Raw genomic sequence first — 22213 nt, 5'->3', positions numbered from 1 at the left:
GCCTCTTTATTTACTTAATCAGACCATCGCCGGTAGTATGCCAGTACTACCGGTTTCGTTTTCCAGGGAGGTATTTATATTGGATTTTTAAAAACTTTCGCTCTTTTTTCTGAGGGTAAACAATACTTCCCAGACTATTCTTCGTTCAACCTGAGCTTTACTTCATCACCGTCACTTTCTTTCCTTCTACCTTAAAATGCACATTGCTCTTTGCAAGGAAATCGAGGGTTTTAGACAATGGCAAATCACGCTGCATATCTCCCCAGAATTTATCTGCAGGCACTTCCCCTTCATACACCACTTCGAGATCATACCACCTAGCCAATTGCCGCATCACGGTTTTTATATCAACCTTATTGAAAGAAAATTTACCGTTTTTCCATGCCATCACCTCGTCAAGGTCGACGGCAGGGATAGTTTGTAGTTTGTAGTTTGTGGTTTGTAGTTGTCCCTGCTCACCAGACTTCAGGATAGCTGAGCTCTTGATTTGTTTAGTTGACGAGGCTGAGAGTTTTACTGACCCTTCCAACAGGGTTACTTTCAAGGCCTCTTCATCATCGTAAGCATTTATGTTGAAGTGGGTGCCAAGAACTTCAACCTCTCCTACTTCGCCAGGTAAGGATACTTTAAAGGGTTTGGAGGCGTCGTGGGCGACTTCAAAATAGGCTTCGCCTGAGATCTCAACCTTTCTTTCCTTTCCTACAAAGGCAACGGGATATTTTAAAGAACTTCCGGCATTGAGCCATACGTGGCTGCCATCGGATAACTGCATATCTATGACACGGGAGCCGCGGGGATTGGTAAGGGTATTGGATGCTAAGCTTTTAGCTGATAGCTGATAGCTGTTAGCGGTGTCCTGGTAAGCGATCTTGCCGTCGGCTGTGCGGACAACTTTAATATTATCCTGGACAGCAAGGGTGCCGCTGTTGGCACTGTCGAGATAGACCTGCCTTCCATCGGCCAGTGTGATCACCGCCCTGGTTTCTTTTGGCGCCGGAACATCGTTGGTCTTTGCTACTGTTGCTGGCGGTGCCTCTACCTTAGACTTATTAAAGAACATCAAATAACTGCCAAGACCCAACAGTAGCATCACGCAGGCAGCAGCTACCCATCTCCAGGTACTCATTCTGCGTACCGGTGATTTGCGACGGGTACTGATCACTGTGTGATACATTTCATTCCAGTCCACATCAACCAACTCCTTACTTATCTCTTCAGTTTCAAACCGGGCATCCATAAAGGCCTCAATATGCTCTTTGTATTGGGAATCGTTTACCAGGGCCATTAGCTCATTCATTTCATCCCAGCTACTGGCCTTATTCACGTACTGCTCTAAAAGATATTTTACACGCTCTTCCTTCATACATTCTTTATAAAGTCCTTTGGGCCACATCCCCAACCAACTATATAGACAATTCTCATGAACAGATGGACCGAAAAAACCTGAAATATTTTTTAATTCCTGTAATTATTAAACCAAAAAAGCAAGGCAAGAGTGACGGAATGCTGCTGCAAATACAGTTTGATGTGCTTTAGTACTTCTACAATAATATTCTTTACACGGCTGCGGGAAAGTCCGAGCTCTTTTGCAATTTCATCGTGGTTCATGCCTGCTTCCCTGCTTAACCTGAAGATTTTTTGCTTCTGCTCTGAAAGTTCGGATACTGCCTTGTTAATAAGTGCCTGGGTTTCTTTTGAATTTAACAGTGCATCGGTAGGATTATCCTCCACCTTCATATTTGCCCATACCTGCTTTAGTAGTTGGTCATTCCTGGATGCCTTCAATAAATAGTTGTGCGTAAGGTTTCTGCAGATGGTATAAATATAACCTGTGGGGTTATTGATCTCGCCTAGTTTATCTGTGTTCTGCCAGAGTTTGATAAAGGTGTCCTGTACAATCTCTTCAGCATCTGCTGCCGAATGTGTGAACTGCAAAACGAAATGAAATAGCCTTAGCTTATACTTATCAAACAGTTTGCGGAAAGCTGGTTCATCTCCATCTGAAATGCGCTGGAGTAATTCTAGTTCATTATCGTCAAAGGAATGTTGCAAGCGAAGGGGGCTAATAATACAAAAATAATCAAACCGGGATAATTCGTACACGATAACCCCTACCTGATAAGACTCATCACGGCTAAGATACGCTGCAATGCATTAGTATTATTTCTTAAAAAATATTAATGCTCTTCGCGGTCCATCTGCAAATTTCAATTGTCTATATCTATGCTAAGGCAAGGAATAAAAGCATTTTGCTTTTCACCTGCAAAGTGAATTTATGCTTCTAATGTTCCGGCTCTTGCCCTGACAAACGAATGATGGTAATGCTTTGGCGATAGTTTTAAGTTAACCTTTAACATGCAAAAAATTGACTACTGCAAAATTTAATATCATCATCCCTCCACAGGACATACAGGAAAATCCTGAATGCCTGGCGCGCATTGCTGCTGGTGATGCCAGGGCCTTTGAATGGCTGTATAAAAACTATTGCAAAAGAATTTATGATTACCTGCTGCTACTGACTAATGATGCGCATCTTTCGGAAGACCTGGTGCAGGAAATATTCCTGAAGGTGTGGACACAAAGGGAAAAACTAACGGAGATAAAAAACTTCAACGCCTACCTATACATCTCTGCAAAAAATCTTATCACTGATGGCTGGAGAAAGCGAAGCACGGAAAAACAGGTGATAAAAAATATTACATACACGACTGAGACGGAGACCAGTGCTTCAGTGTTTAATAATGAGCCTACGGTATTGACGAAGGCGGTGGAAGCTTTGAAGGGGAGACAGCAACTTATATACAAATTAATACGTGAGGAAGGGAGAACGAGGCAGGAGATCTCTGAGGCGCTGAAGCTTTCGCCGAATACTATCAGGAATACCATGCAGGCGGCTTTGCATCATATTAGGGATTATGTGATGGAGCATAGGGAGTAATACGCCCCTCCTAGGAAAAGATAGTTCGCTTCGCTCACTATAAGATTTTTGAACCACAGGGACAGGGGCGACACGGAGGGACACGGGGGAAAGTTTGTAGTTTGAAGTTTGTAGTTTGTAGTTGCCTAGGTTGGAGAGGCTTTTTGGTGGCAGGCAGTCCTTAGGATGAAAAGGATTTCACCACATAGGGCACATAGGGTGCACATAGGCACATAGATAGTTTCTAGTTTGAAGTTTATAGTTTGTAGTTTTTTAGGTGGAAGACTATGATTAATAGCAGGCATTAATTAGATGGAAAAGATGGTAAGCTTTGCTTACTATTTTTTTTACCACATAGCATGAACATAGATTGCCTTCGGCAAGTTTATTTGTCACTTTCTTTGCTTGCCCAAAGAAAGTAACCAAAGAAAAGGCACCGCTGCCGTCCCGCAAATAGCGGGACTCCGCATGCGCAGCGGAAGGCCAGCGCACAACGGTCTTTACTACTGAATACAACAATCATTTTGATTACAGTCTTTCATTTACAGTGGTAAGGTTCCTATTGATAGTATAAGTCTTAAGTTCGATCACGTGATTTGCGGAGAGATTGAAGGCGCTGAATTGCGGACGGTACGGTAACGATAATGGGCGCAGGGATCGAATACCCGCAATGAGGCGCTGCTGGCAGGCTTTAGATCGGAGGTTTTTTGGGTTTTCGTTGCCTTGGATGATTTAAGATTTCCTTCGTAGAGGGAGATTGCTTCCTCGCAAAAACATAATCCTCACCGAATGGTTTTACTAGCTCATCGCAATGACACGGAAGTTGAAGCTTCGTAGACGGAGATTGCTTTGTCGCACATACGTACTACTCACCGAATGCTTTATCAAGCTCCGCGCAATGACGTTCTAGTTTGGTGTTGTGTTCTTGATTATTTCTTTTATCTCTTAGTGCTTCTTTGTGCCTTCGTGCCTTTGTGGCTATTCTTTCCGTGTATCTCGGTGTCGCAGTGTCCCTGTGGTTCAATCTCTCTTTGCGCTACTTAGCGCCTTAGCGTCTTTGTGGCATTAGTTTTCTCCTTTGTACTCGGGGCTGGCGGCTTCGGTGAGGTGACGGAGACGGGATAGATGGTCTTCGGAGAGCTCGTCTTCGCGAAGCTGGAGTAAGGAAAGGATTTCCTGGCGGATCAGGTGGATGTCAGGAGTGGACTGTAATTGTTGTTGTGTGTTCATGGTGTAATGTTTTATGATTTATTGATGGCAAAGTGTTTCTTAGGCATGTGCCATTTATGCAAATGATTTCCTATAAGCGGTGTTTCTACAAGGAATCCATCATGGCCATAGAGTGAATCTATTATTACCAACCTTGCATTGGGAATATGCGCTGCTAAAAATTCCTGCTGAGAGACAGGACATAAAAGATCTGATGAAATGCCGATAATTAATACTGGTATTTCAATGTTAGCTAAAACGGTTTCCAGGCTTTCTGCCCTGTCACGGGCAATGTTGTGCGTATCCATAGACCTGGTGAGGGCATAATAGCTAAAGGCATTGAAGCGGTTAACCAGTTTGGAGCCCTGGTAACGTATGTATGATTCGGCTTTGAACTGATCTAATTGTTGGTGGTGCAGCTCTGCCTGATGATGGTTTAGGGAATGGAAACTGCGGTAGGTAATCATGCCTATGGCCCGTGCGGCTGCTAAGCCCTTTTCACCTGCTGTATGCATATTGGTGCGCCAGGTGCTGTCTGCTTCAATGGCCATGCGTTGGGCAGTGTGTATGGCAATGCCCCAGCGCGATTCGCTGGCGGCAGTGGCTAATAAGGCGAGCTTATTAATGATGCCCGGATGCATAATAGCCCATTCCAGCGCCTGGTAGCCTCCCATGCTACCAGCGACAAGCATGCTGATTTGTTGTATGCCGAGGTGCTTGCGCAGTACTTCGTGGGCAGCTACCATATCCCTTATAGATATCAAGGGAAAGGAATGGTAATAGCGTTCGCCGGTAGCCGGGTTAATGCTAATGGGGCCCGTTGAACCATAGCAGGAGCCAATGATATTGGCGCAGACGATGAAATGCTCCTGGGGGTCAAAAGCAAGGTTTTTTCCCAGCATATTTTTCCACCAATCCTGAACATTGGAATTGGCAGTGAGGGCATGACAGATCCAGATGACATTAGAAGCAGAATGGTTTAATTTACCGATGGTGTGATAGGAAATGGTAATGGATGGTAACACGGCACCGCATTCCAGGGGAAAGGGATGATTATAGCAATAGAGGTTATGTTTCATGTTCACTCTCATCTTAAACCACTGATCTGGAGGCTAACTTTTTTTACCTTTTTTACAAGCATTTCCTGTTCATCAACAATACCATCCGGGAGCACTATAATGGACACATCCTTATTGACAAACCATTCTGCCCGGTGCAATTTTTCGACATGGATCAGGCCCTTGAGGTATTGTCGTTTTTCGGTGCTGTGGAATTCTTCGATGTTTTCAAAGTCCCATTTATTGATATCGGCCCAGCTGTTGAAACTTATGTAGACCTTTAAGAAGTAGTTGTCTGAGAGTTCTGCTTTTTCAGAGCGCTGCAGTTTTTTGTATTCATACCGATAATCGTATGCCAGGGCCGAGATATCTGAAATAACGGCGGAGGATGTGGGGTAACGGCCGGCACCTTTGCCGTAGAGAAACTGTTTATCGGCCAGGCCGCTTTCGATGATGACGCCATTGTATTCATTTTTGACACTAAATAGCTGGCTGTCGCGGGTGATGAACTGGGGCAGTACGAAGGCAGCTACCTTGTCATTGGGCAGTTTGAGGGCCTGGGCGGTGAGCTTGATGATAAAGTCCTTTTCATTGGCGTATTGCGTATCGGAAGTATCCAGTTGGGTAATGCCTTTGAATAAGAGGCCTGCGGGGTTTGTTGTAATACCATAGGCATGTGCCAGCAGCAGGGTGAGTTTATTAGCGGCGTCGTAACCTTCCACATCGAGTGTGGGATCGGTTTCGGCAAAGCCATTGACCTGGGCGAGGGCTAGAGCGGATTCGTAGGAAGAGCCATCTTCATTCATTCGGGTGAGGATGAAATTGGTGGAACCATTGACAATACCGCAGATACCGCGAAGGAGGTCATTGTCATAATATTCCTCAAGGTTGCGGATGATGGGGATGGATCCGCAGACGGCGGCCTCGTACAAAAAAGGTGAGCCGGTTTGTTGCTGGAGGTGTAATAAATCTTTAAAATGGGTGGCGATCATTTTTTTATTGGCACTGACGGCAGCCTTACCATTTTTTAATGCCGTAGTAACAATGGTATAGGCTTCATGGGCATCGTCGATTAATTCGACAATGATATTGATTTCGGGATCATTGAGCAGTTCATCGTAGGATGTGGTAAAAAGGGATGGATCGGCATCTCTTTTTTTGTCGGGGTGTTTGATACAGATCTTTTTGATGGAAGCGTTGAGGGAGGGGGTTTGGCAGATGACTTTATAGATGCCCTCTCCTACTACGCCGAAGCCGAATAAGCCGATGGTTAGTTTTTTGTGCATGTATTATTTGAGTTTGAACACTTATCAGGAAAGGACAAAAAAAGGCCCTCCTGATAAATCAGAAGGGCCTCACTAACTGTAAAAATGAGACGACTTTCTGCTTATCTCTCCCGTATAGCACGGGATGGAATTGGCACCTTTTTCTCCCGTCCTTGGCGGGAGAAGAGGTTGTCAAGGCTTCAAAGGGCCATTCCCTCAGCCTTTCTTGATAAGTGTTGATCCGGCGAACCGGTTAAAAAATTGGCAAGCAATAATAAGCGCCATTAGTTAGACGGTTGGGGAAAGTGGAAGTACTATTGGAAGGGTATTTTTTTGTGGGTGGGATAAAAGCACAGGCCTGGCTGGCTGATATTGAGAATGGTTAGTATTTGTTTTCGCCCGGTGACCTGTCTAAAAATTATACGCGTTTCAGATTTTCGCCTGTGACCTTGCCTATGGCAGAACGCCTGGTCACTTTGGCAGTTTTTTGGAAAAAATCCAGATTCCATGCGGTTTTCAATGATGGTCATTAGGCGGGCGAAAATGGCTTTTAACAGCGAGGTTAGAAAAAGAAGTTAGTTTGATTGATTAAGGTAGGATAAATTATTAGAAAGGCAAATCGTCGGGTCCATCTTCGTTATTGTTTCCATTGCAATCAAAATCACCTTCTTCAATTATATCATCTTGAATAAAATCAAATTCGTCTTCGTTCTCTTTACTGTTCTTTAATTCATCCATGCTTTTTGCTTCCTCCCAGGTGATGCCAAAAGATGCTCCGCAGGAAGTGAACCCCGTTATATATGCATGGTAGTCGTCGTAGTCAATTCCATAAACCGGTTCGTCCTGCATCGCCTCTTTCTCTTTCCTTTGTTTAAGTTCTGCATTTTGTTTGGCACGTACTTCTATTGATTGCTTAACTGCTGTTTCATATTCGGCGCTTATTTCAACTCCTGAAAGTCACAGCTCATTAATAGCACACAAAAGATCTACTCCATACCATTTTGCATATCGCCTTACAATATGCTTTCCGTTATTAGCAGCTATCCATTGCTTTGCCGAGTGCAATCTTTTTACACGATTCATTCTTTTTCGCCTGGGTGTATTAATCTTTTGCATTTGCTTCGCTAATATCTTCTTTTTAACTATGTCTCAATATCTTTCCAATTTTCCCTAATCTGAAAATACTAATCTCCTTCTAAACCAAAAAAAGTGTACAAAAGCCTTGACAAACTTCCATTTCATTGGTCAAACGCAATCACATTAATCTTGCCTTCCACAAGCTGTACATCTTTGTATTGCAATTGCTTTTCCAGGAAGTCAAACAATGCATCGTCATTGTCAAAACTCTTTATTCCGTGCTGAAAAGAAAGGATGTATTTATTTTGTTTTTGTAAGTGGAATATCTGCATCCCTGGTGTAAGAACATTATAATCTTCGAAGAAAGCATAACCGGATTTGCCTTTACTACTTTGCTCCAGCCCAAGATAACGGGCATAGAAAACTGCAGCTTCATGAAGTAATGCCTGGAACTTCAAATTTTTAGGTCTGTCAATATATTGGTTGACGATCAAAAAACATCAGATTCATCTCGCCTTCCGGATCTTGATACATAAAGCCGATATTGTCTCCTCCTGATGCAATAGATACAGGCTTGGAAAGATCAATTTTACGAACAGCAGCAAAAAAACGTGGTTTGGAAGCATTACAGATATAACCTACATAATCCTCAGCAAACTTCAGAAAAGGATTATGACATACGTAGAACTCTTTCATTGATTTTGGTATATACAAAGTTGTTTCGAAGAGAAACAAATGAAAACATACTTATAAATATTTTCAACTTCAAAGCATTGGAATTGCATTTTATCAAAAGCACACGTTATTGGACTGCGTTTGTTTATTTACCTGGAACTGCTTTGGAGGAAAAAGAGAGTTTATCATAGCATTTTGTGTGGCAAACCAACGCAGGGTTTCAATATGCTGTTCTATATATTGGAGGAAGTGAGAAGCCTGATATAGCTCCTCATCTATCTCATGATAAAAATGCAATTCTTCTGAAAAGATGCAGGTTCGACCTTCTGCCCTTCTAAACTTAATACTAATATCCTCATCGTCTGACAAATAACCATTGAAATAACAAGTGACCAATCCGTATGCCTCATTTAGTATATAAAGATCAAACAAGTGGCCATCGCTAATGCTATCCAAATCTTCTATTTGATTGAGTCGAAAATCGGCAATGAATTCTGATAAATCAAAATGATCTGTACTCAATTCTATTGTAATACATCTTTTCGAGCCATCGTCCTTTTTCAATACAGCTGTAGCCCTTATCGAATTCAAAGGTTCGTTTGGTGAATAACAAAATTCAATATTGTTCTGATTTACATACAGGTAATCTTCTTTCGTAAAGAAGTGGTTGAGCAAGTCTTCGTTCATTGTCATTGAAAAAGTGAAATGAATAATTATTCAAAACAACCTTAAGACGAATAATAGAGGATAAAGTACTATGGCAATTTATATTTATTCTATACAAATTTTTGACGACGCCCAATATTTTCGCCTGATGACCGATGTAAAAATTTTAGGCATTCCAGGCAATTTCGCCCGTGACCTCGCCCGTGGCAGAACGCCCGGTCACCATGGCAGAAAAACGGAAAAAATCCAGATTTCATGCGGTTTTCAAAGAAGGTCATTGGGCGGGCGAAAATGGCTTTTAACATGGAGAAAGCAAGACATATTTATGAAAGTTTAGGATTTGAAATTTTAAAAGAGATTGATCCGAGACTTGGGAAGCGATATTGGCTTTACAAACTTGCCCTGTCATAAAAGATTTAAAGTCGACCTGTCAAACATGCACGTCGGGGTCTTAGAAAAAAATCCAACATAGTTTTTACAGTATGTCAAAGAACATTTTTTTTATTCACCAAGACGGGGAATGTCGGGTGTTTACATGCCCTCAAAGGCTAATTGCAGTAACTAAAGATATTGCCCTTATGACATTATCAAATGTATAAGGGCAATATTGCTTTATTTAATGAAATCTTTTAATTAGCCTAAACATAATTGGTACACATTGGAGTCATTATTTCGTTATTTGATTCAGTTTACCATTTTATCTTTAACGCACTACTTACGGCATGTTCTTATCATGCTGTTTTATTTCTTCCTTTTCCATTTTTTCTTTTAAATCGTCATCCAACTTCCATTCAGCAACAGATTTGCCAAACATTTTAGGCGTCCTTTTATATTGATCATTCCAAGCATGACAAATGGGGCATTCTTTATCAGGCAACGCACAACTACTAGAGGGGGCTAATTCATAGCGACTCTCTATACCTCTAAAGTGATATGGAATACCTTCACACATCCACTTTGGAGCAGGGGCCTCTTTTAGATAATGATCAAAAAATTGCATATACCGGATAGTATAATCTTTTGCTTCATCGCCAGACAATGTGTGGCCCCCTTTGTCATAGCTCAGCCACCAGTTAGGCTTTTCCAATCTTCTTAAAGCAAGATACAATTGAGTAGTTTGATCCTGATATGCTTTTGAACTCTGTTTATTGCAATACATTAACAAAGGTGCAGAAACTTTATCTGCATTTAATACTGTCGTTTGATCCATCCAAGTATCTTTATATTTCCACAAATTACCATATTCAAAAACATTTTCGACTTCTTCGAGAAGATTTCTGCCCTTATCGTATTCATCGATTGACAGGGCTTCACTTATTGCATCACCATACAGAAACCCTTCACTTAAAGCTATGGCTGAAAGTTCATGTGAATGGGTAAGTATATATGCACCGAGTTTAGCAGACCAACTATGAGCCGCCCCTCCGATATGACTAGCATCTACATAAGGCAGTTGTTTCAAATAATTGACAGCACCTTCAATAATATTTAATGCGGAAGGGCCATAGCGAAGAGGTTGCACATGAATATCCGGCGTAAATATGAGGTAGCCATTATTTAGAAATAAGATGGGTGAATCTCCCGGAGTTATAGCCATCATATTATATTGTGGTTGGGGGAATTGATAAAGTTGGTTCGTATAGAAATCATAGAAAACAATCAATACCGGGTATTTTTTGGTTGAATCAAAATTTTCAGGTTTGTATAAGATGCCCTGACCCATTGTGTCGTCGAGGTGCTTAAAAGGATGCAATTCTGCCTGAAGCCAATTGGAGTTATTCTGCGGCTGTAAATTGGTTAATTGTTTATAGTTCTTAAAATCCTTTGTAACAAAATAGTTTGGAGCAAAATTTGCAGTTTGCCGCTGCACAATCCAAATGTCAGACTCGTCAGCTTTTAATGGCTTCATACCGTGTTGATAGAATAATTCCGATCCGGTTACTTCTTGCATGAAGCAAGGTCCCATATACAACAATTCAGGATCTCCGGCTTTCCCTAATAATTTCTTGTAATACCCATTATATTTATTGCTTCGGCTGAATGCTCTGAGCAATAGGGGCTCTTTACTAGAGACCACTGGATTATTTACAAAGAAACCTCGATCTATATTTATCGGGCTGAATAAAATACCATGCGCAGAGCCATACCCGTTGGTTAAGTTTATTGGTGGCTTTTCGCCAGAAAGATCCAATTGCCAAATGTCATAGTTGTCAAAAACAAGTAACCCTTTATCATTCTCAATCCATCCTGCAATTCCTACTGAATATAAAGGCTTTTCATCAGTACGTGAATAAAAATCCTTTTTTCCCAGTTGGCTTGCAGGAACTGTAGCCGATATATCTATTATCTTACCCGTGGTAAGGTTATAACTAAAATAATGGCAGCCTTTATTTGCGTCAAAGAAAACGAGGTATTTACCGCCTGGAGAAAAAGATATAGGAGTCTCATTCTTATTAGTGGTTAGCAGTAAAATTCGTTTGTCTTCTTTTAAAGAAACCACCCAGTTACTATCCTTGTAATAGCCTTCCTCCCAAAACCGGCCTCCATGAGTATCTTTACCGGATTTTTTAATAATAGCAAAATTACCTTGCAGGAAGTATAAGGTTTCATTATCCCTTTCTAGTCGTCGAACTACCTTATCACTCTTCAAATCAATTATGGCACTGAACTGTTTTGGCTTTCCTGCCTGGTATTTTTGCTCGGGCTGAAGCACCTTATCCTGGTAGCTCCAAACATCCAACTGTACAGCATCTTTCATTGGTTTACCCAAATCAGGCTTCTGTGTTAAGGAAAATTGAATGTAGTTGCCATTGTCAGAAAAGGATGCCGATGGCTGTATGACCATGCTATCAATACCATTTGTTTTACTGTTCACTTTCATTACTGCGCTATTCATTCCTTCTCTATAGTACCAAATAGTATTGCTTGGCATGCTGAGCCCAGGCGAAGGATCATCCCCTACTGTAAACACTACCTGTCTTCCGCTTCCATCTTGCACAAATTGTTTTATAGTTTCATCTTCATGAGCAGGATGCCAGATTTCTATCGCTTTTCCTGTTATTAAATTTATATACGATAAGCCTTTATCTGTGATCTTCAAAACAAGTGAATTGCCTGTCTTGCCAATTACATAAGCACCTACTGAGGTAAAATGAAATTCTTTACTACTCTTTAAATTATACAATTGCAGTTCTTTGCCTTCACTATTTAATTGGCAAACCAGCCAGTTTCCACTATTATCAAAGTCAAAAGAAGAAATATTATCAAATTTTTTCTCTTTTCCGGTAACAAGGTTTTGCAATACTACACTGCTGTTTTTTAGTTGGTAAGCTATCCACTCACTATTTCCTTCACCTGGGATGCTGTAAGACGATACTTCATTAACAAAGCGGATTTCATCAGTACCTGTTTTTAGAAAGCAAAGCTCTCCTTTGTCCTGGAATACATACTGTTTACCATCCGCAGAAAAGCACCCTTTATTTATTGCGGGAAAGGCTTTATGCCAGGATGTAAGTGTTGATTGTATGATAAGGCTGTCCTGTTTTTGGGCATAGGTGGGAAGTCCGACACCTTTTATAGTATTGTAGACTATAAAGCTACCATCGGCGCTTATCGCCATATAGTCACCTAGTCCTGGCCAGTTGTCAATGGCATCAAAGTCTATGACAAGCTTATCTTTTTTACCTGTTTTGTAATGGGAGTGGCTCCAGACGTAGGTATTAAGATCCCATCTCTGTTTATCTGAAGCTTGGGCGGTGATATTTTTTTGTGAAAGATTGCTCTGTGAATAAGCTGAAGCTGCAAAAAAAAGTAAAGGCAAAAAAAACAATCTCATTGTTGCTTGTAGTTTTAAAGAATAAAATTTTACCATTTTGCCCCTAGATCTAAATAGGTGGGTTCTCCCTCTTTCATATGTTTCAAAGCTTCTTTCATATCTTCATCTTCTGGTGACAATCGAACAGCTTTTTCTTCCCATTTAATCGCATCAGCGTTTCTTCCAACCTTATATAACAAGTTTGCGTATGTATCTAGGTGCACAGCATATTCGGATGCTTCTATGCCAAGATTTTCTATCCATTTAACATACCCTTTAAGAATATTTTTATCCTTTATAAATTTAAAAGCATCAAAAGCGTCGTTATTGACAGTAAAAAGATTTTCATTTCTTATTTTGCCATATTCATCCAGTTGAAGGAGTCTATATTTGAAAAAAGCGGGCCAGTTCATATTCCTGTGGTACCATTCAACCCTCGCTGCCAGTACATTCCTTTTTCCATAGGATTTAGAATATTGGCTTGAGATTAATTCCTCCAGTTTATTCCAATCCGCCTCACTATAATTAGACGGTAAGTTATTACCCGTTAAATACATTCCAGACATTGCAATTGAGGAATCCTTATTCTGTTCTTTAAGAAAAGGATTAACAATTTCATTTGCTATGGTTTTATCGACAACGCCTATAGCATAACCTTGTTTCCCCATTACCTTGTCTATCGTTGCCGCGTCTCTATAGAAGAATTTAAAAACTTGTGTTTTACTGCTAAGCGAAAAAGATGACCAAAGTTCTATATTCTCCTTTGTATATCGCAGATTCTTTGGTAAATTAAAGGCGTAATTATGGTCATAATCTTTGAGAAGTTCTAAGGCCAAGTCATTTTTCCCGAGTTTAAGAGCAATTTTTATCATTTCAGGCATTTTATCAAAATGTTTTATTCCATTCTTGTAATCTGCCATTAATCTATCAAATTCTTCAAACCGATCATTATATACCAGGCCGGGCACAGTAGCAGACCTGCCAAGTGTTATAAATTCGCTAACGGTTTTAAAACCTGTTTCCTGTTTTACTCGCTTACCATCAGGTGATAGAAATACAAAAGTGGGAAACGCTTCTATATGATATTGACTGTGTATTGATTCTGCATCTTTATACCAGGTTTGAACTTGCCCATTATCATTTTCAGTTTTATTCATCTGTATTTTTACAGAAATGAATTTTTCATTGAAATACGCTCCCACCGAGTCACTTAAATAAGTGCTCTTGTCCATCTGTTTGCAGGGACCGCACCAAGTGGTAAAACAGTCAAGAAAAATATATTTGCTTTCGTCTTTTGCTTTTTGCTTCACCTGCTGCCAAGAAAGGCCAGTGGCCCATTTGATGCCTTTAGAAGAGGTATCTGTTTGAGAGAATAATATTAATGGAATGAAGAAGAGAAATAATGAAGAGAATCGTTTCATAAACATAATCTGTTTTAAAAAAATTTAGTAATACCCCATAGAGTATTAGTTGGGTTAGCTGGTGTCACTCGAAGAGACACCAGCGGTTTGTGTTGAGCGTTAATTAATATTTACTTTAGAAAAGAGATCAATTAGCAGGATAATTTTGAGTGATGGTAGTTGATAGGTATAAGAGATCAATTAGTTTAATTTAAATGATTTTCGGTACCCCATTTGCATAATCAGGCCCATTCAAACTTTTCTTCTCCTTCAATATCCAAATCCCCGAAAAATCACTCTTCTGCGCAATCGAAACAAATGGAATAAACATCATCATTAAACTAATTCTTATCATATTAACGTATTTAAATAAACTAAGAAGACCCCGGCAGGACAGAATCTTAATTCAACATGCTATTCTTTAAATCATGAGCATCATGGTTCAGACAACTACATCGGATATTCCATCAGTACCCACTATTCTGTGTAAGATTTGGAGAACTGTTGATTGCTTCTATGGGAATAGGATATAGTTGCTTATAAGATTGCCAAGTAGTTGCTCCATTCGATTTCTGAGGCGTTACTACCGTCATTACAGCATCAACATTCCCGGCTCGTTTCAAATCAAACCACCGATGCCCCCATTCACTAAATAGTTCATGCCTTCTTTCATTAAGAATAGCTGTTAATAAAGACGTTTGATTACTGGCCGTAGTGTTTGCTAAACCTGCCCGGTTTCTAATGGTATTTAAATCAGATTGTGCTCCACTAATGTTTCCTAACTGCGTATTTGCTTCTGCTCGTATCAGGTATTGTTCACCAATGCGCAGTGCCATAAAGTATTCCGTTAATCCGTCAGCGGAATTTACTCCTGGTGAAGAATTAATTTTATACTTGTAAGGATATGCAACTGTGTCCAAAGTAGTAGGTGTCAGGTTGTAAATTGTAGTATTTATCCAGTTTCCGTATACAGCGCGGTTATCACCGGTTTCAAAACTGTTCAGCAGGTCTTTGTTCAAATAAACAGGATTATCCATACCACCACCCGTACTTGGACCTGTGGTTGGTATAATTAAAGCCTGAGCTTCGTTGGTGTTGAAGTCTACATCTGTTGGTTGAATTTGCCAGATAGCTTCACGGCTATTTTTAATGAAGACATTGTTTAAAGAAGGCAATGGACCAAATAAGGTTGTATTGGTCAAAACTTCTGTGGCCTTTTGCGCTGCCTTAGTATAGTCTTTTACATATAGATAAACTCTAGCCAATAAAGCTTTTGCAGCCCAAGTTGTTGGTCTTACTCTTTCTAAAGTACTATTCAAGAGCGTCGCGTCTAAATAATTTGAACTTAATTTAGACTCAGCATCCGTTAAATCTGAAATTATCTGTTTATAGACATCGTCTACCAATGAACGTGGTAAGTTTGTATTTGTTTTTGGATCAGTGGTTAGTACCAAAGGAATCGCTCCAAATTCATTTACCAAGTAGAAAAAGAAAAAGGCTCGTGTGAATTTAGCCTCCCCAAGTAACTGCTGCCTCACTACCGGAGTTAAGGAATTTGCATTTGAAGAAGTGCAACCTTCTATGGCAGCATTACACCTAAAAATGAGATTATAGAGAGGAGCCCACTGTTCCGCTCCGGAAACGACGGGAGGTGTTGCCTGGGACAAACTATTTGTATAATAATCCCAGTATTTGTTTCCTGTAACAACGGGAGCTAGTGTAAACTCATCTGCACTCAATCCTGCAGATATTGCTATACTGCCGACACCAGATGCCCCTTGAATTGGCATCTTATTCATTGAACTATAGATTGACGTCATGACAGCTATTGCAGTAGCGTCATTTCCATACACTGCATTTTCTGCAACCTGGTCTGTAGGTATGGAAGTCTCCGCAAGTTTCTTACATGACGTTTGTGTGAAAACTAATACCCAGCAAAAACCTATTCCCAAAAAATAATTCTTTGAGATAGCCATTAAATCTAATATCTGAAATATTTTTTTCATAAACTTTTAGTTGGGTGTTTTACAATTCGATTTGGAGGCCGGTAGTTATTAATCTTAGTGGTGGTAAAGAGCTAACACTTCGACTTTCCGGATCCAGGCCATGATATTTTGTGATTGTAAAAAGATTTTCTCCTCGTACATATACCCTTACACTTTGCATCTTTAGCTTCTGTATCCAATTTGTAGGGAAAAGCCATGAGATAGATAAGTTTTTTAATCTTATGAAAGAAGCCTCGTAACTATACCATGCGTCGCTAAACGTAACTGCAGGAATATTTAAATTATAGCGGATAGTTGAAAAACGCCCTATCGATTCCTCATCACCAGCCTTTTGCCATCTGTTTAATACAGTTAATGGTTGATTGGTAATTCCACCACTTACAAAAACTCCTGGATTATTGCCCGCATTAAATCCATTGAAATAATACATGTCTCTTGAGCCTTTTTGCCTCACAAATTGTAATCCTATGTCAAGCTGGAATGCTCCATAGCTAATGCTATTTTGTATCCCCCCGTATAATTTTGTAGGATTCGAAATTAAAACCGTCCTATCCTTATTATAATTAGGCTTTAGAGTAAGATGACCGTTATTGTCATAATATTGATAACTGCCTGTGGCGGGATCTACTCCGGCAAAGGGATAAGCTTTGATTACACCAATTGACTGCCCAACGATAACTCCGCCATTTCCCGAAGCGTAAGGCGTTTTCTCGATACTAGGAAAGCTAATTAACTTATTGCGGGGAATAGTTAGATTAAAATTGGTAGACCACGTGAATTTCTTTCCTTTCACATTAACCGAATTCATGGACAATTCCCAACTGGTATTTTGAATTAATGCTGGCAAATTTTGAGTGATAGAGGTAAATCCCGTAGTAGAAGGAATTACATAAGCAATTAATTGATTTGAAGAACGGTTACGGGCATAGGTTGTAGATAATGAAATTCTGTTATTTAAGAATCCTAAATCAATTCCACTTTGCCATTTTTTGGTCTCTTCCCATTGCAAGTGAGGATTCGGAATATTAGTTGGCTGAAGTCCAACGGTATTTTGATATAATAATGAAGGATTATCAATCGAGTACAAACTTAAGTGCCCGAAATCCCCGATTTGATCATTTCCGGTTGTACCATAACTTGTCCTCAGTTTTCCAAAGCTTAAGATAGGCAAATGTGCACGCAAACATTTTTCTTTACTAAATATCCAGGCAATACCCGTACTCCAAAAATTATGAATCTTGTTGGCATCTCCAAACTTACTGCTGCCGTCCCTGCGTGCAGTAAGATTGACTATATATTTTTCATTATAAACATAATTCAGTCGTCCAAATGCTCCATTGAATTTAGATTCACTTGTGCTTGATACGCCGACAGTAATTGATTGTGCGGCCTGGAGCGTTTTCATTAATAAGTTGGTTGAGTAACCTGTTCCATTAAGGCTTAATACATTCGACTTGCTTTGTTGAATGCTATAGCCAGTGAGTGCATCTAACTTTCCTTTACCAAATCGCTTTGCGAAATAAATCTGAGGCTCAGTTATCCAGGCTTCAATATTTCTTGATCCATAACTTGCGGTCCGCTGGGAAAATGGTCTGTCTTCCGGGCGGTTAGCTTCAAGATAAGTTGGTGAGAAAAGATCGCTAGTTGTATTTGTATAACCTATATTGGCCCTGATTCCTACCCCTTGCAAGAACTCGTATCCAATATTTAAATTGCTAACCAAATTTTTGGTTATATTATTATATCCCATCGATTGGGAGTAGGCAAGTGGGTTATCCCAGGTTGAAGATCCTGCTGGATCGGGTGCCCAATTTAATACTCCGTTTTTATCATATAGTGTAGGAGCATTGGGCGCCAATGTTAAAGCATATTGCGTAAGATCTGTTCCAGGTAACTGGTTTCGATCGTACATATAGCTTCCGGACAGCGATAATTTAAATTTCTTATTTGTCGAATTGCTTGTAATATTGAAATGCAGTCCGCCTTTCTTGTCATCAAAACCGCCAGGAAACACTGTGGTTTGGCGATTAAATGTTCCGCCAACCAGATATTGGAATATAGAAGATCCTCCAGAAATACTGGCGTTAATGTTGGTATATTGAGCTGTTCCACCAATTAAAGTTTTTTGCCAGTCAGTACCTCGAGTCGTATCCCAGAGCGTAAGATCATAATCGGAGGGTCGCGGCGATTTGCTGTCGTTTTTAAAGGCTTCATAACGCATATCAAGGTATTGCCTTGTATTCATCATATCTACAAAATGGCCAACCTTTCCCCAACCTTGTTGAAGATTTACATTGAGTTTCGTTTTCCCGGCTTTCCCTTTTTTTGTAGTAATCAAAATAGCACCGTTTGCAGCGCGGGAGCCATAAATTGCAGTAGCATCAGCATCCTTTAATACATCTATAGTTTCAATATCATTTGGATTAACATAATTCAAAGGACTCCCATTTTGAACAATTCCCTCAAGTAGTGAGGTCTGGAGTCGAGAAGGAAATGGCACACCATCAATAACAATAAAAGGTTCTAATCCACTTTGAATACTGTTTATACCTTGAATACGAACCGTTACACCGCCACCAGGCATACCGGTTAATTGAGTGATTTCAATTCCCGGAACACGACCCTGTAATGCCAGCAAAGGGTTATTTACTGGTTGATTTTCTATATCCTTTGAGGTAACGGTAGCTACATTACCAACTGTCTCTCTTTGTTTTTCTGTATAATACCCCTTATTAATCACCACCTCATTTAAATTCTCAGGCTTTATTTTCAAACTCGCAATAATGGATGTTTTGTTAGCCACTGCTACGGTATATGTTTCATACCCCACAAAAGAAATCTCCAGCGTTGCATCTTCATCAACAGCTTTCAACACAAACACGCCATCGTTATTGGTTGTGGTGCCTTTACTTGTTCCTTTCACTTTTACGGTTGCGCCGGAGAGTGGGTTGCCGTCTGAGTCGGTCACTTTACCAGTGATGTCAATTGGAGGCGGTTGAGAGATATTATCCGCGGGTTGAAACACCGCGGTTGCTTTTTGCCTTATCACAATAGTATTGTTAGAGACTGTAAATTCCAAAGGCTGATTGCGGAAGGAAAGTGTGAGCACTTCTTCAATAGTGGCATCCCTAACATTGAGTGTGACTTTAGAAGCACCAGCCAGGATCTCATCGCTGTACAGGAAATTGTATCCCGTTTGCTTATTGAGCTCTAGAAACACTGTTTTTAAAGGAGCCTCCTTTACTGAAAGCGATACACGCTGGGCATGACCGGCAGCAGCGACATGGAGGCAGGCACAGAGAATTAAAAATGATGTTAGCTTCATGACACGCCAGATTGTTTTGGCCCCGGCAGACCGGGACAATTGTGAACGGAATGCCGAAGCTTTGTTTATCAGTTTTGCAGTTAAGTGGCCAGGCTGCGTGGTTAAAATACCAAGGCTTTTGGCCACTCCCTTTACTAAAGGGAGATTGGTTAAATCCATAACTTTACAATGTTTGGGTTTTGAAATGAAATGATCGTGACGATTTATTTTGTTTTAAAGGTTAACCCGAACATTACCGCCTCGGTTGCACCCGGGGCGGTTACCTGTTAACCCTGTACGGATTGATACAGTTCAATGAAAAGTTTTGGTGTTTTTGGTTCTGCTTTAAATCCTTCTCTATTTGCTAACGATAACTTTTTGTCCTTCGATCTTAATATTTAAAGTACCGGTCTGCTGCAACATGCGGAAGACCTCTGATGCATTGACACTTCGCGAAATCATACCCGTAAAGTGATTGGTGACCTTATCTCTGTAAACCACCTCCACATTGTACCATCGGGCTAACTGGCGCATGATGGTATAGATATCGGCACTGTTGAAATAAAATTTGTTGTCTTTCCAAGCAAGTATTTCATCAATGTTTTCAACATTGACAGTTTGTAGTTTGTAGTTTGTGGTTTGTAGTTGTCCCTGCTCACCAGGCTTTAATGTAATTGAGTTGTTTTGTTGTTTAGATGCCGGGGCTGAGAGTTTTACTGAGCCTTCAAGCAATGTTACTTTCAACGCGTCTTCATCGGGGTAGGCATTGATGTTGAAATGAGTACCCAGAACTTCCACCTCGGCTGGCTGCTGGCCTTCAGGATTTCCAGAACTGAGAATGGTCACTTTAAATGGTTTGGAGGCATTGTGTGTGACCTCAAAATATACCTCGCCAGAAACCTGCACCCTGCGCTCAACACCATTGAACGCAACAGGAAAATGGATGGAGCTGGCAGCATTGAGCCATACCTTAGTGCCATCGGAAAGGGTAAGGGAATAAGACTGTCCATTGGCGGTGGCCAAGGTATTATACGCGGCTTCTGGTGCTGCAGATTTATACGCTGACTGGTAGACCAATTCCTTGCCCTGGTTGACAATGGCTGTGTTGCCCTGCGTGGCCAGTTGCCCGTCCTTTGAGCTATCCAGTGTAATAACTGAACCATCTGCCAGGGTTAACCGGGCTTTGAAACCTCCCGGGGCTATATCATTGCTTACAGGGGCCATAGCTACTGCAGGCTGGTCCTGCTTCCTGCCCACAATAAAGAACCAGGCTGCAGAGGTTACCACAAATAATATAACCGCAGCTGCAATCCACCTGGTTATTGACCTTCGGAAAATGGAAATTACCGGAACAGGTTTGTTTTCTGCCTCCATGATCCTATTATACATAGCATCCCAATCCACTCCTGCCACCTCGCTATCTGCCGGTGCAGCCTCCCATTCGGCCTGCAACATGCCCTGCAGCTCTTCAGCTTCAGGCAATGATAGTTTATCCTGCCTGTATTGATCTAATAACTGGTATAGCCTTTCTGAACCGGGATTCATAACCTGATTTAATTCCTCTGTATGAATAGGACTCAGACTTTAAAAATTTGTACTAGTGGTACGGGAGAAAATTTAATAAATACCGTAGAGGATGAACAAAATGATCATGGCCTTGTGCTCTTCCAGGTAAGTCTTGACTGTTTTGATAGCTGATGAAAGGTGGTTTTTGACTGTATTGGGAGAAATGTTTAGTCGCTCAGCTATTTCTTCCCTGCTTAATCCTTCCAACCTTGATAAACGGTACACTGCCCGCTGCTGCTCCGGCAATAGCCGCACTGCTTCCTGCAGCATCCTGTTGGTTTCATTATAGAGTACTTCTTCTTCTGTACTATTGACAGCTCCATCGCCCATCCTTCTTTCCATCGATTGGATCATGCCTCTTTCATTCTTCTGGCGGCGCAAATGATCGAGTGACCTGTTGCGGGCAGCAACAAATAAATAGCTATTGGGATTGTCAACTTCTGTGAGCGTGGCACGGCTGATCCATAAACGCATGAAGACATCCTGGGTGAGTTCTTCGGCTACTTCTTCGGAACGTACCAGTCGTAATATAAAATAGTAAACGCGGGTTTTATATTGATCGAATACAAAGCGGAAAGCCTGTTCGTCGCCAGAGGAGATACGGGTGAAGATTTCTTTGTCGATATGTGGGTGCAGGGTTTCCAAAAGCAAGTAGTTCGTGGGGCTAAAGTAGGAAGATTTTTTTTATGGGCAATAACCACAGGGACACGGCGGCAGGGAGATGCACAGAGATTTTGCTACTAAGACGCTAAGGCGCTAAGGAACGCGAAGTAGTTCGCAGGCTCACGAGAATTTTGAAGCACGGAGACAGGGAAGTTTGTAGTTTGTGGTTTGTAGTTTGTAGTTATTTAGGTTTAAGATGCTTTTTAATTGCAGACATTTTTTAGGTGGAAGTCAAGGGTTCGCAGGCTCACTATGAATTGAACCACGGGGACCTTTAGATCAAATTAGTTCATTGACATATTGAATAGCTGAAAAAAGAAAGATTAAGAATTTTGTGGGAAGAAAAGTGAGGTGAACTTGACGGAGACATAGACTTGCGGTCTTACCCCTGTATTAGTCCTCACTCTTCCCCCACGGTTGCTAAGGCCTAGTTAGAATATTAAGTCCTTAAAGACTAATTAAAGGTCTTAGGCTAGCAACCTTGATTTGTTTACTTCTAAAAGCAAAGCTATGAAAGTTCAACACATCATCGGAGCCGACCTCTCCAAAAAAACTATTGATCTGTTTAGCCATGAGTGTCATTCACACATCTT

At 40.8% G+C, this 22213-nt stretch carries 18 protein-coding genes and 1 riboswitch; of the genes, 2 read left to right on the top strand and 16 right to left on the bottom strand.

The genetic code is table 11. The features are described from left to right. Window positions 1–157: 157 nt before the first annotated feature. Together BP74_RS20465 and BP74_RS20460 are read right to left on the bottom strand one after the other, a co-directional pair. Window positions 158–1363: a FecR family protein gene (locus BP74_RS20465; protein ID WP_496377209.1), complete on the bottom strand. Its 1206-nt coding sequence runs from the start codon at window positions 1361–1363 to the stop codon at window positions 158–160. A gap of 92 nt (window positions 1364–1455) precedes the next feature. Then, a complete protein-coding gene (locus BP74_RS20460) occupies window positions 1456–2052 on the bottom strand; it encodes an RNA polymerase sigma factor (RefSeq protein ID WP_496377207.1) in 597 nt (198 codons plus the stop codon). A gap of 313 nt (window positions 2053–2365) precedes the next feature. Between BP74_RS20460 and BP74_RS20455 the strand changes: the two genes are divergently transcribed. After that, on the top strand, window positions 2366–2938 hold the full coding sequence (locus BP74_RS20455; RefSeq protein ID WP_496377205.1) for an RNA polymerase sigma factor: 573 nt from the start codon (window positions 2366–2368) through the stop codon (window positions 2936–2938). Between the two features lie 1044 nt (window positions 2939–3982). On the opposite strand, the gene BP74_RS20450 is transcribed toward BP74_RS20455, so the two are convergent. The 8 genes from BP74_RS20450 to BP74_RS20415 all read right to left on the bottom strand — a co-directional run bounded on the left by BP74_RS20450 (window position 3983) and on the right by BP74_RS20415 (window position 8888). Then, the gene (locus BP74_RS20450) at window positions 3983–4147 is read right to left on the bottom strand and encodes a hypothetical protein (RefSeq protein ID WP_496377203.1); all 165 of its coding nucleotides are present in this window, start codon (window positions 4145–4147) and stop codon (window positions 3983–3985) included. A gap of 11 nt (window positions 4148–4158) precedes the next feature. Next, window positions 4159–5205, bottom strand: coding sequence for a homoserine O-acetyltransferase MetX (metX, locus tag BP74_RS20445; protein ID WP_496377201.1), 1047 nt, complete (start codon window positions 5203–5205; stop codon window positions 4159–4161). A gap of 8 nt (window positions 5206–5213) precedes the next feature. Continuing rightward, window positions 5214–6470, bottom strand: coding sequence for a homoserine dehydrogenase (locus BP74_RS20440; RefSeq protein ID WP_496377199.1), 1257 nt, complete (start codon window positions 6468–6470; stop codon window positions 5214–5216). Between the two features lie 98 nt (window positions 6471–6568). Beyond that, a riboswitch (SAM riboswitch) is annotated at window positions 6569–6685 on the bottom strand. Between the two features lie 370 nt (window positions 6686–7055). Continuing rightward, window positions 7056–7298 carry a hypothetical protein gene (locus tag BP74_RS20435; protein WP_496377197.1) on the bottom strand — a complete coding sequence of 81 codons (243 nt, stop codon included), beginning with the start codon at window positions 7296–7298 and terminating at the stop codon, window positions 7056–7058. 108 nt (window positions 7299–7406) lie between these two features. Then, entirely contained in the window at window positions 7407–7565 is a 159-nt protein-coding gene (locus BP74_RS20430; protein WP_496377195.1) for a hypothetical protein, read from the bottom strand. A gap of 122 nt (window positions 7566–7687) precedes the next feature. Then, complete coding sequence (locus tag BP74_RS20425; protein WP_496377193.1) at window positions 7688–8020, bottom strand: hypothetical protein; 333 nt, start codon at window positions 8018–8020, stop codon at window positions 7688–7690. Beyond that, on the bottom strand, window positions 7998–8222 hold the full coding sequence (locus tag BP74_RS20420) for a hypothetical protein (RefSeq protein ID WP_496377191.1): 225 nt from the start codon (window positions 8220–8222) through the stop codon (window positions 7998–8000). The genes BP74_RS20425 and BP74_RS20420 overlap by 23 nt, the downstream gene beginning before the upstream one ends. A gap of 93 nt (window positions 8223–8315) precedes the next feature. Next, window positions 8316–8888, bottom strand: a complete 573-nt coding sequence (locus BP74_RS20415; RefSeq protein ID WP_496377189.1) for a hypothetical protein — start codon at window positions 8886–8888, stop codon at window positions 8316–8318. A gap of 70 nt (window positions 8889–8958) precedes the next feature. On the opposite strand from BP74_RS20415, the gene BP74_RS20410 reads away from it, so the two are divergent. After that, on the top strand, window positions 8959–9204 hold the full coding sequence (locus tag BP74_RS20410) for a hypothetical protein (RefSeq protein ID WP_496377187.1): 246 nt from the start codon (window positions 8959–8961) through the stop codon (window positions 9202–9204). 378 nt (window positions 9205–9582) lie between these two features. On the opposite strand, the gene BP74_RS20405 is transcribed toward BP74_RS20410, so the two are convergent. The 6 genes from BP74_RS20405 to BP74_RS20380 form a co-directional block, all read right to left on the bottom strand. Then, window positions 9583–11967, bottom strand: a complete 2385-nt coding sequence (locus BP74_RS20405; protein WP_496377185.1) for an alpha/beta hydrolase family protein — start codon at window positions 11965–11967, stop codon at window positions 9583–9585. 764 nt (window positions 11968–12731) lie between these two features. Further along, window positions 12732–14102, bottom strand: a complete 1371-nt coding sequence (locus tag BP74_RS20400) for a thioredoxin family protein (protein WP_496377183.1) — start codon at window positions 14100–14102, stop codon at window positions 12732–12734. Between the two features lie 446 nt (window positions 14103–14548). Further along, the gene (locus BP74_RS20395; RefSeq protein ID WP_496377181.1) at window positions 14549–16087 is read right to left on the bottom strand and encodes a RagB/SusD family nutrient uptake outer membrane protein; all 1539 of its coding nucleotides are present in this window, start codon (window positions 16085–16087) and stop codon (window positions 14549–14551) included. A gap of 19 nt (window positions 16088–16106) precedes the next feature. Continuing rightward, a complete protein-coding gene (locus BP74_RS20390) occupies window positions 16107–19412 on the bottom strand; it encodes a SusC/RagA family TonB-linked outer membrane protein (protein WP_496377227.1) in 3306 nt (1101 codons plus the stop codon). Between the two features lie 336 nt (window positions 19413–19748). Continuing rightward, window positions 19749–20936 carry a FecR domain-containing protein gene (locus tag BP74_RS20385; RefSeq protein ID WP_496377179.1) on the bottom strand — a complete coding sequence of 396 codons (1188 nt, stop codon included), beginning with the start codon at window positions 20934–20936 and terminating at the stop codon, window positions 19749–19751. A 72-nt stretch (window positions 20937–21008) separates the two neighbouring features. Further along, window positions 21009–21602: an RNA polymerase sigma factor gene (locus BP74_RS20380; protein ID WP_496377177.1), complete on the bottom strand. Its 594-nt coding sequence runs from the start codon at window positions 21600–21602 to the stop codon at window positions 21009–21011. Window positions 21603–22213: the final 611 nt, after the last annotated feature.

Source organism: Flavisolibacter ginsengiterrae DSM 18136 (genome assembly GCF_059568575.1).
Note: the sequence above shows the minus strand (reverse complement) of the source record. Positions and strands in the feature narration are given on the sequence as shown.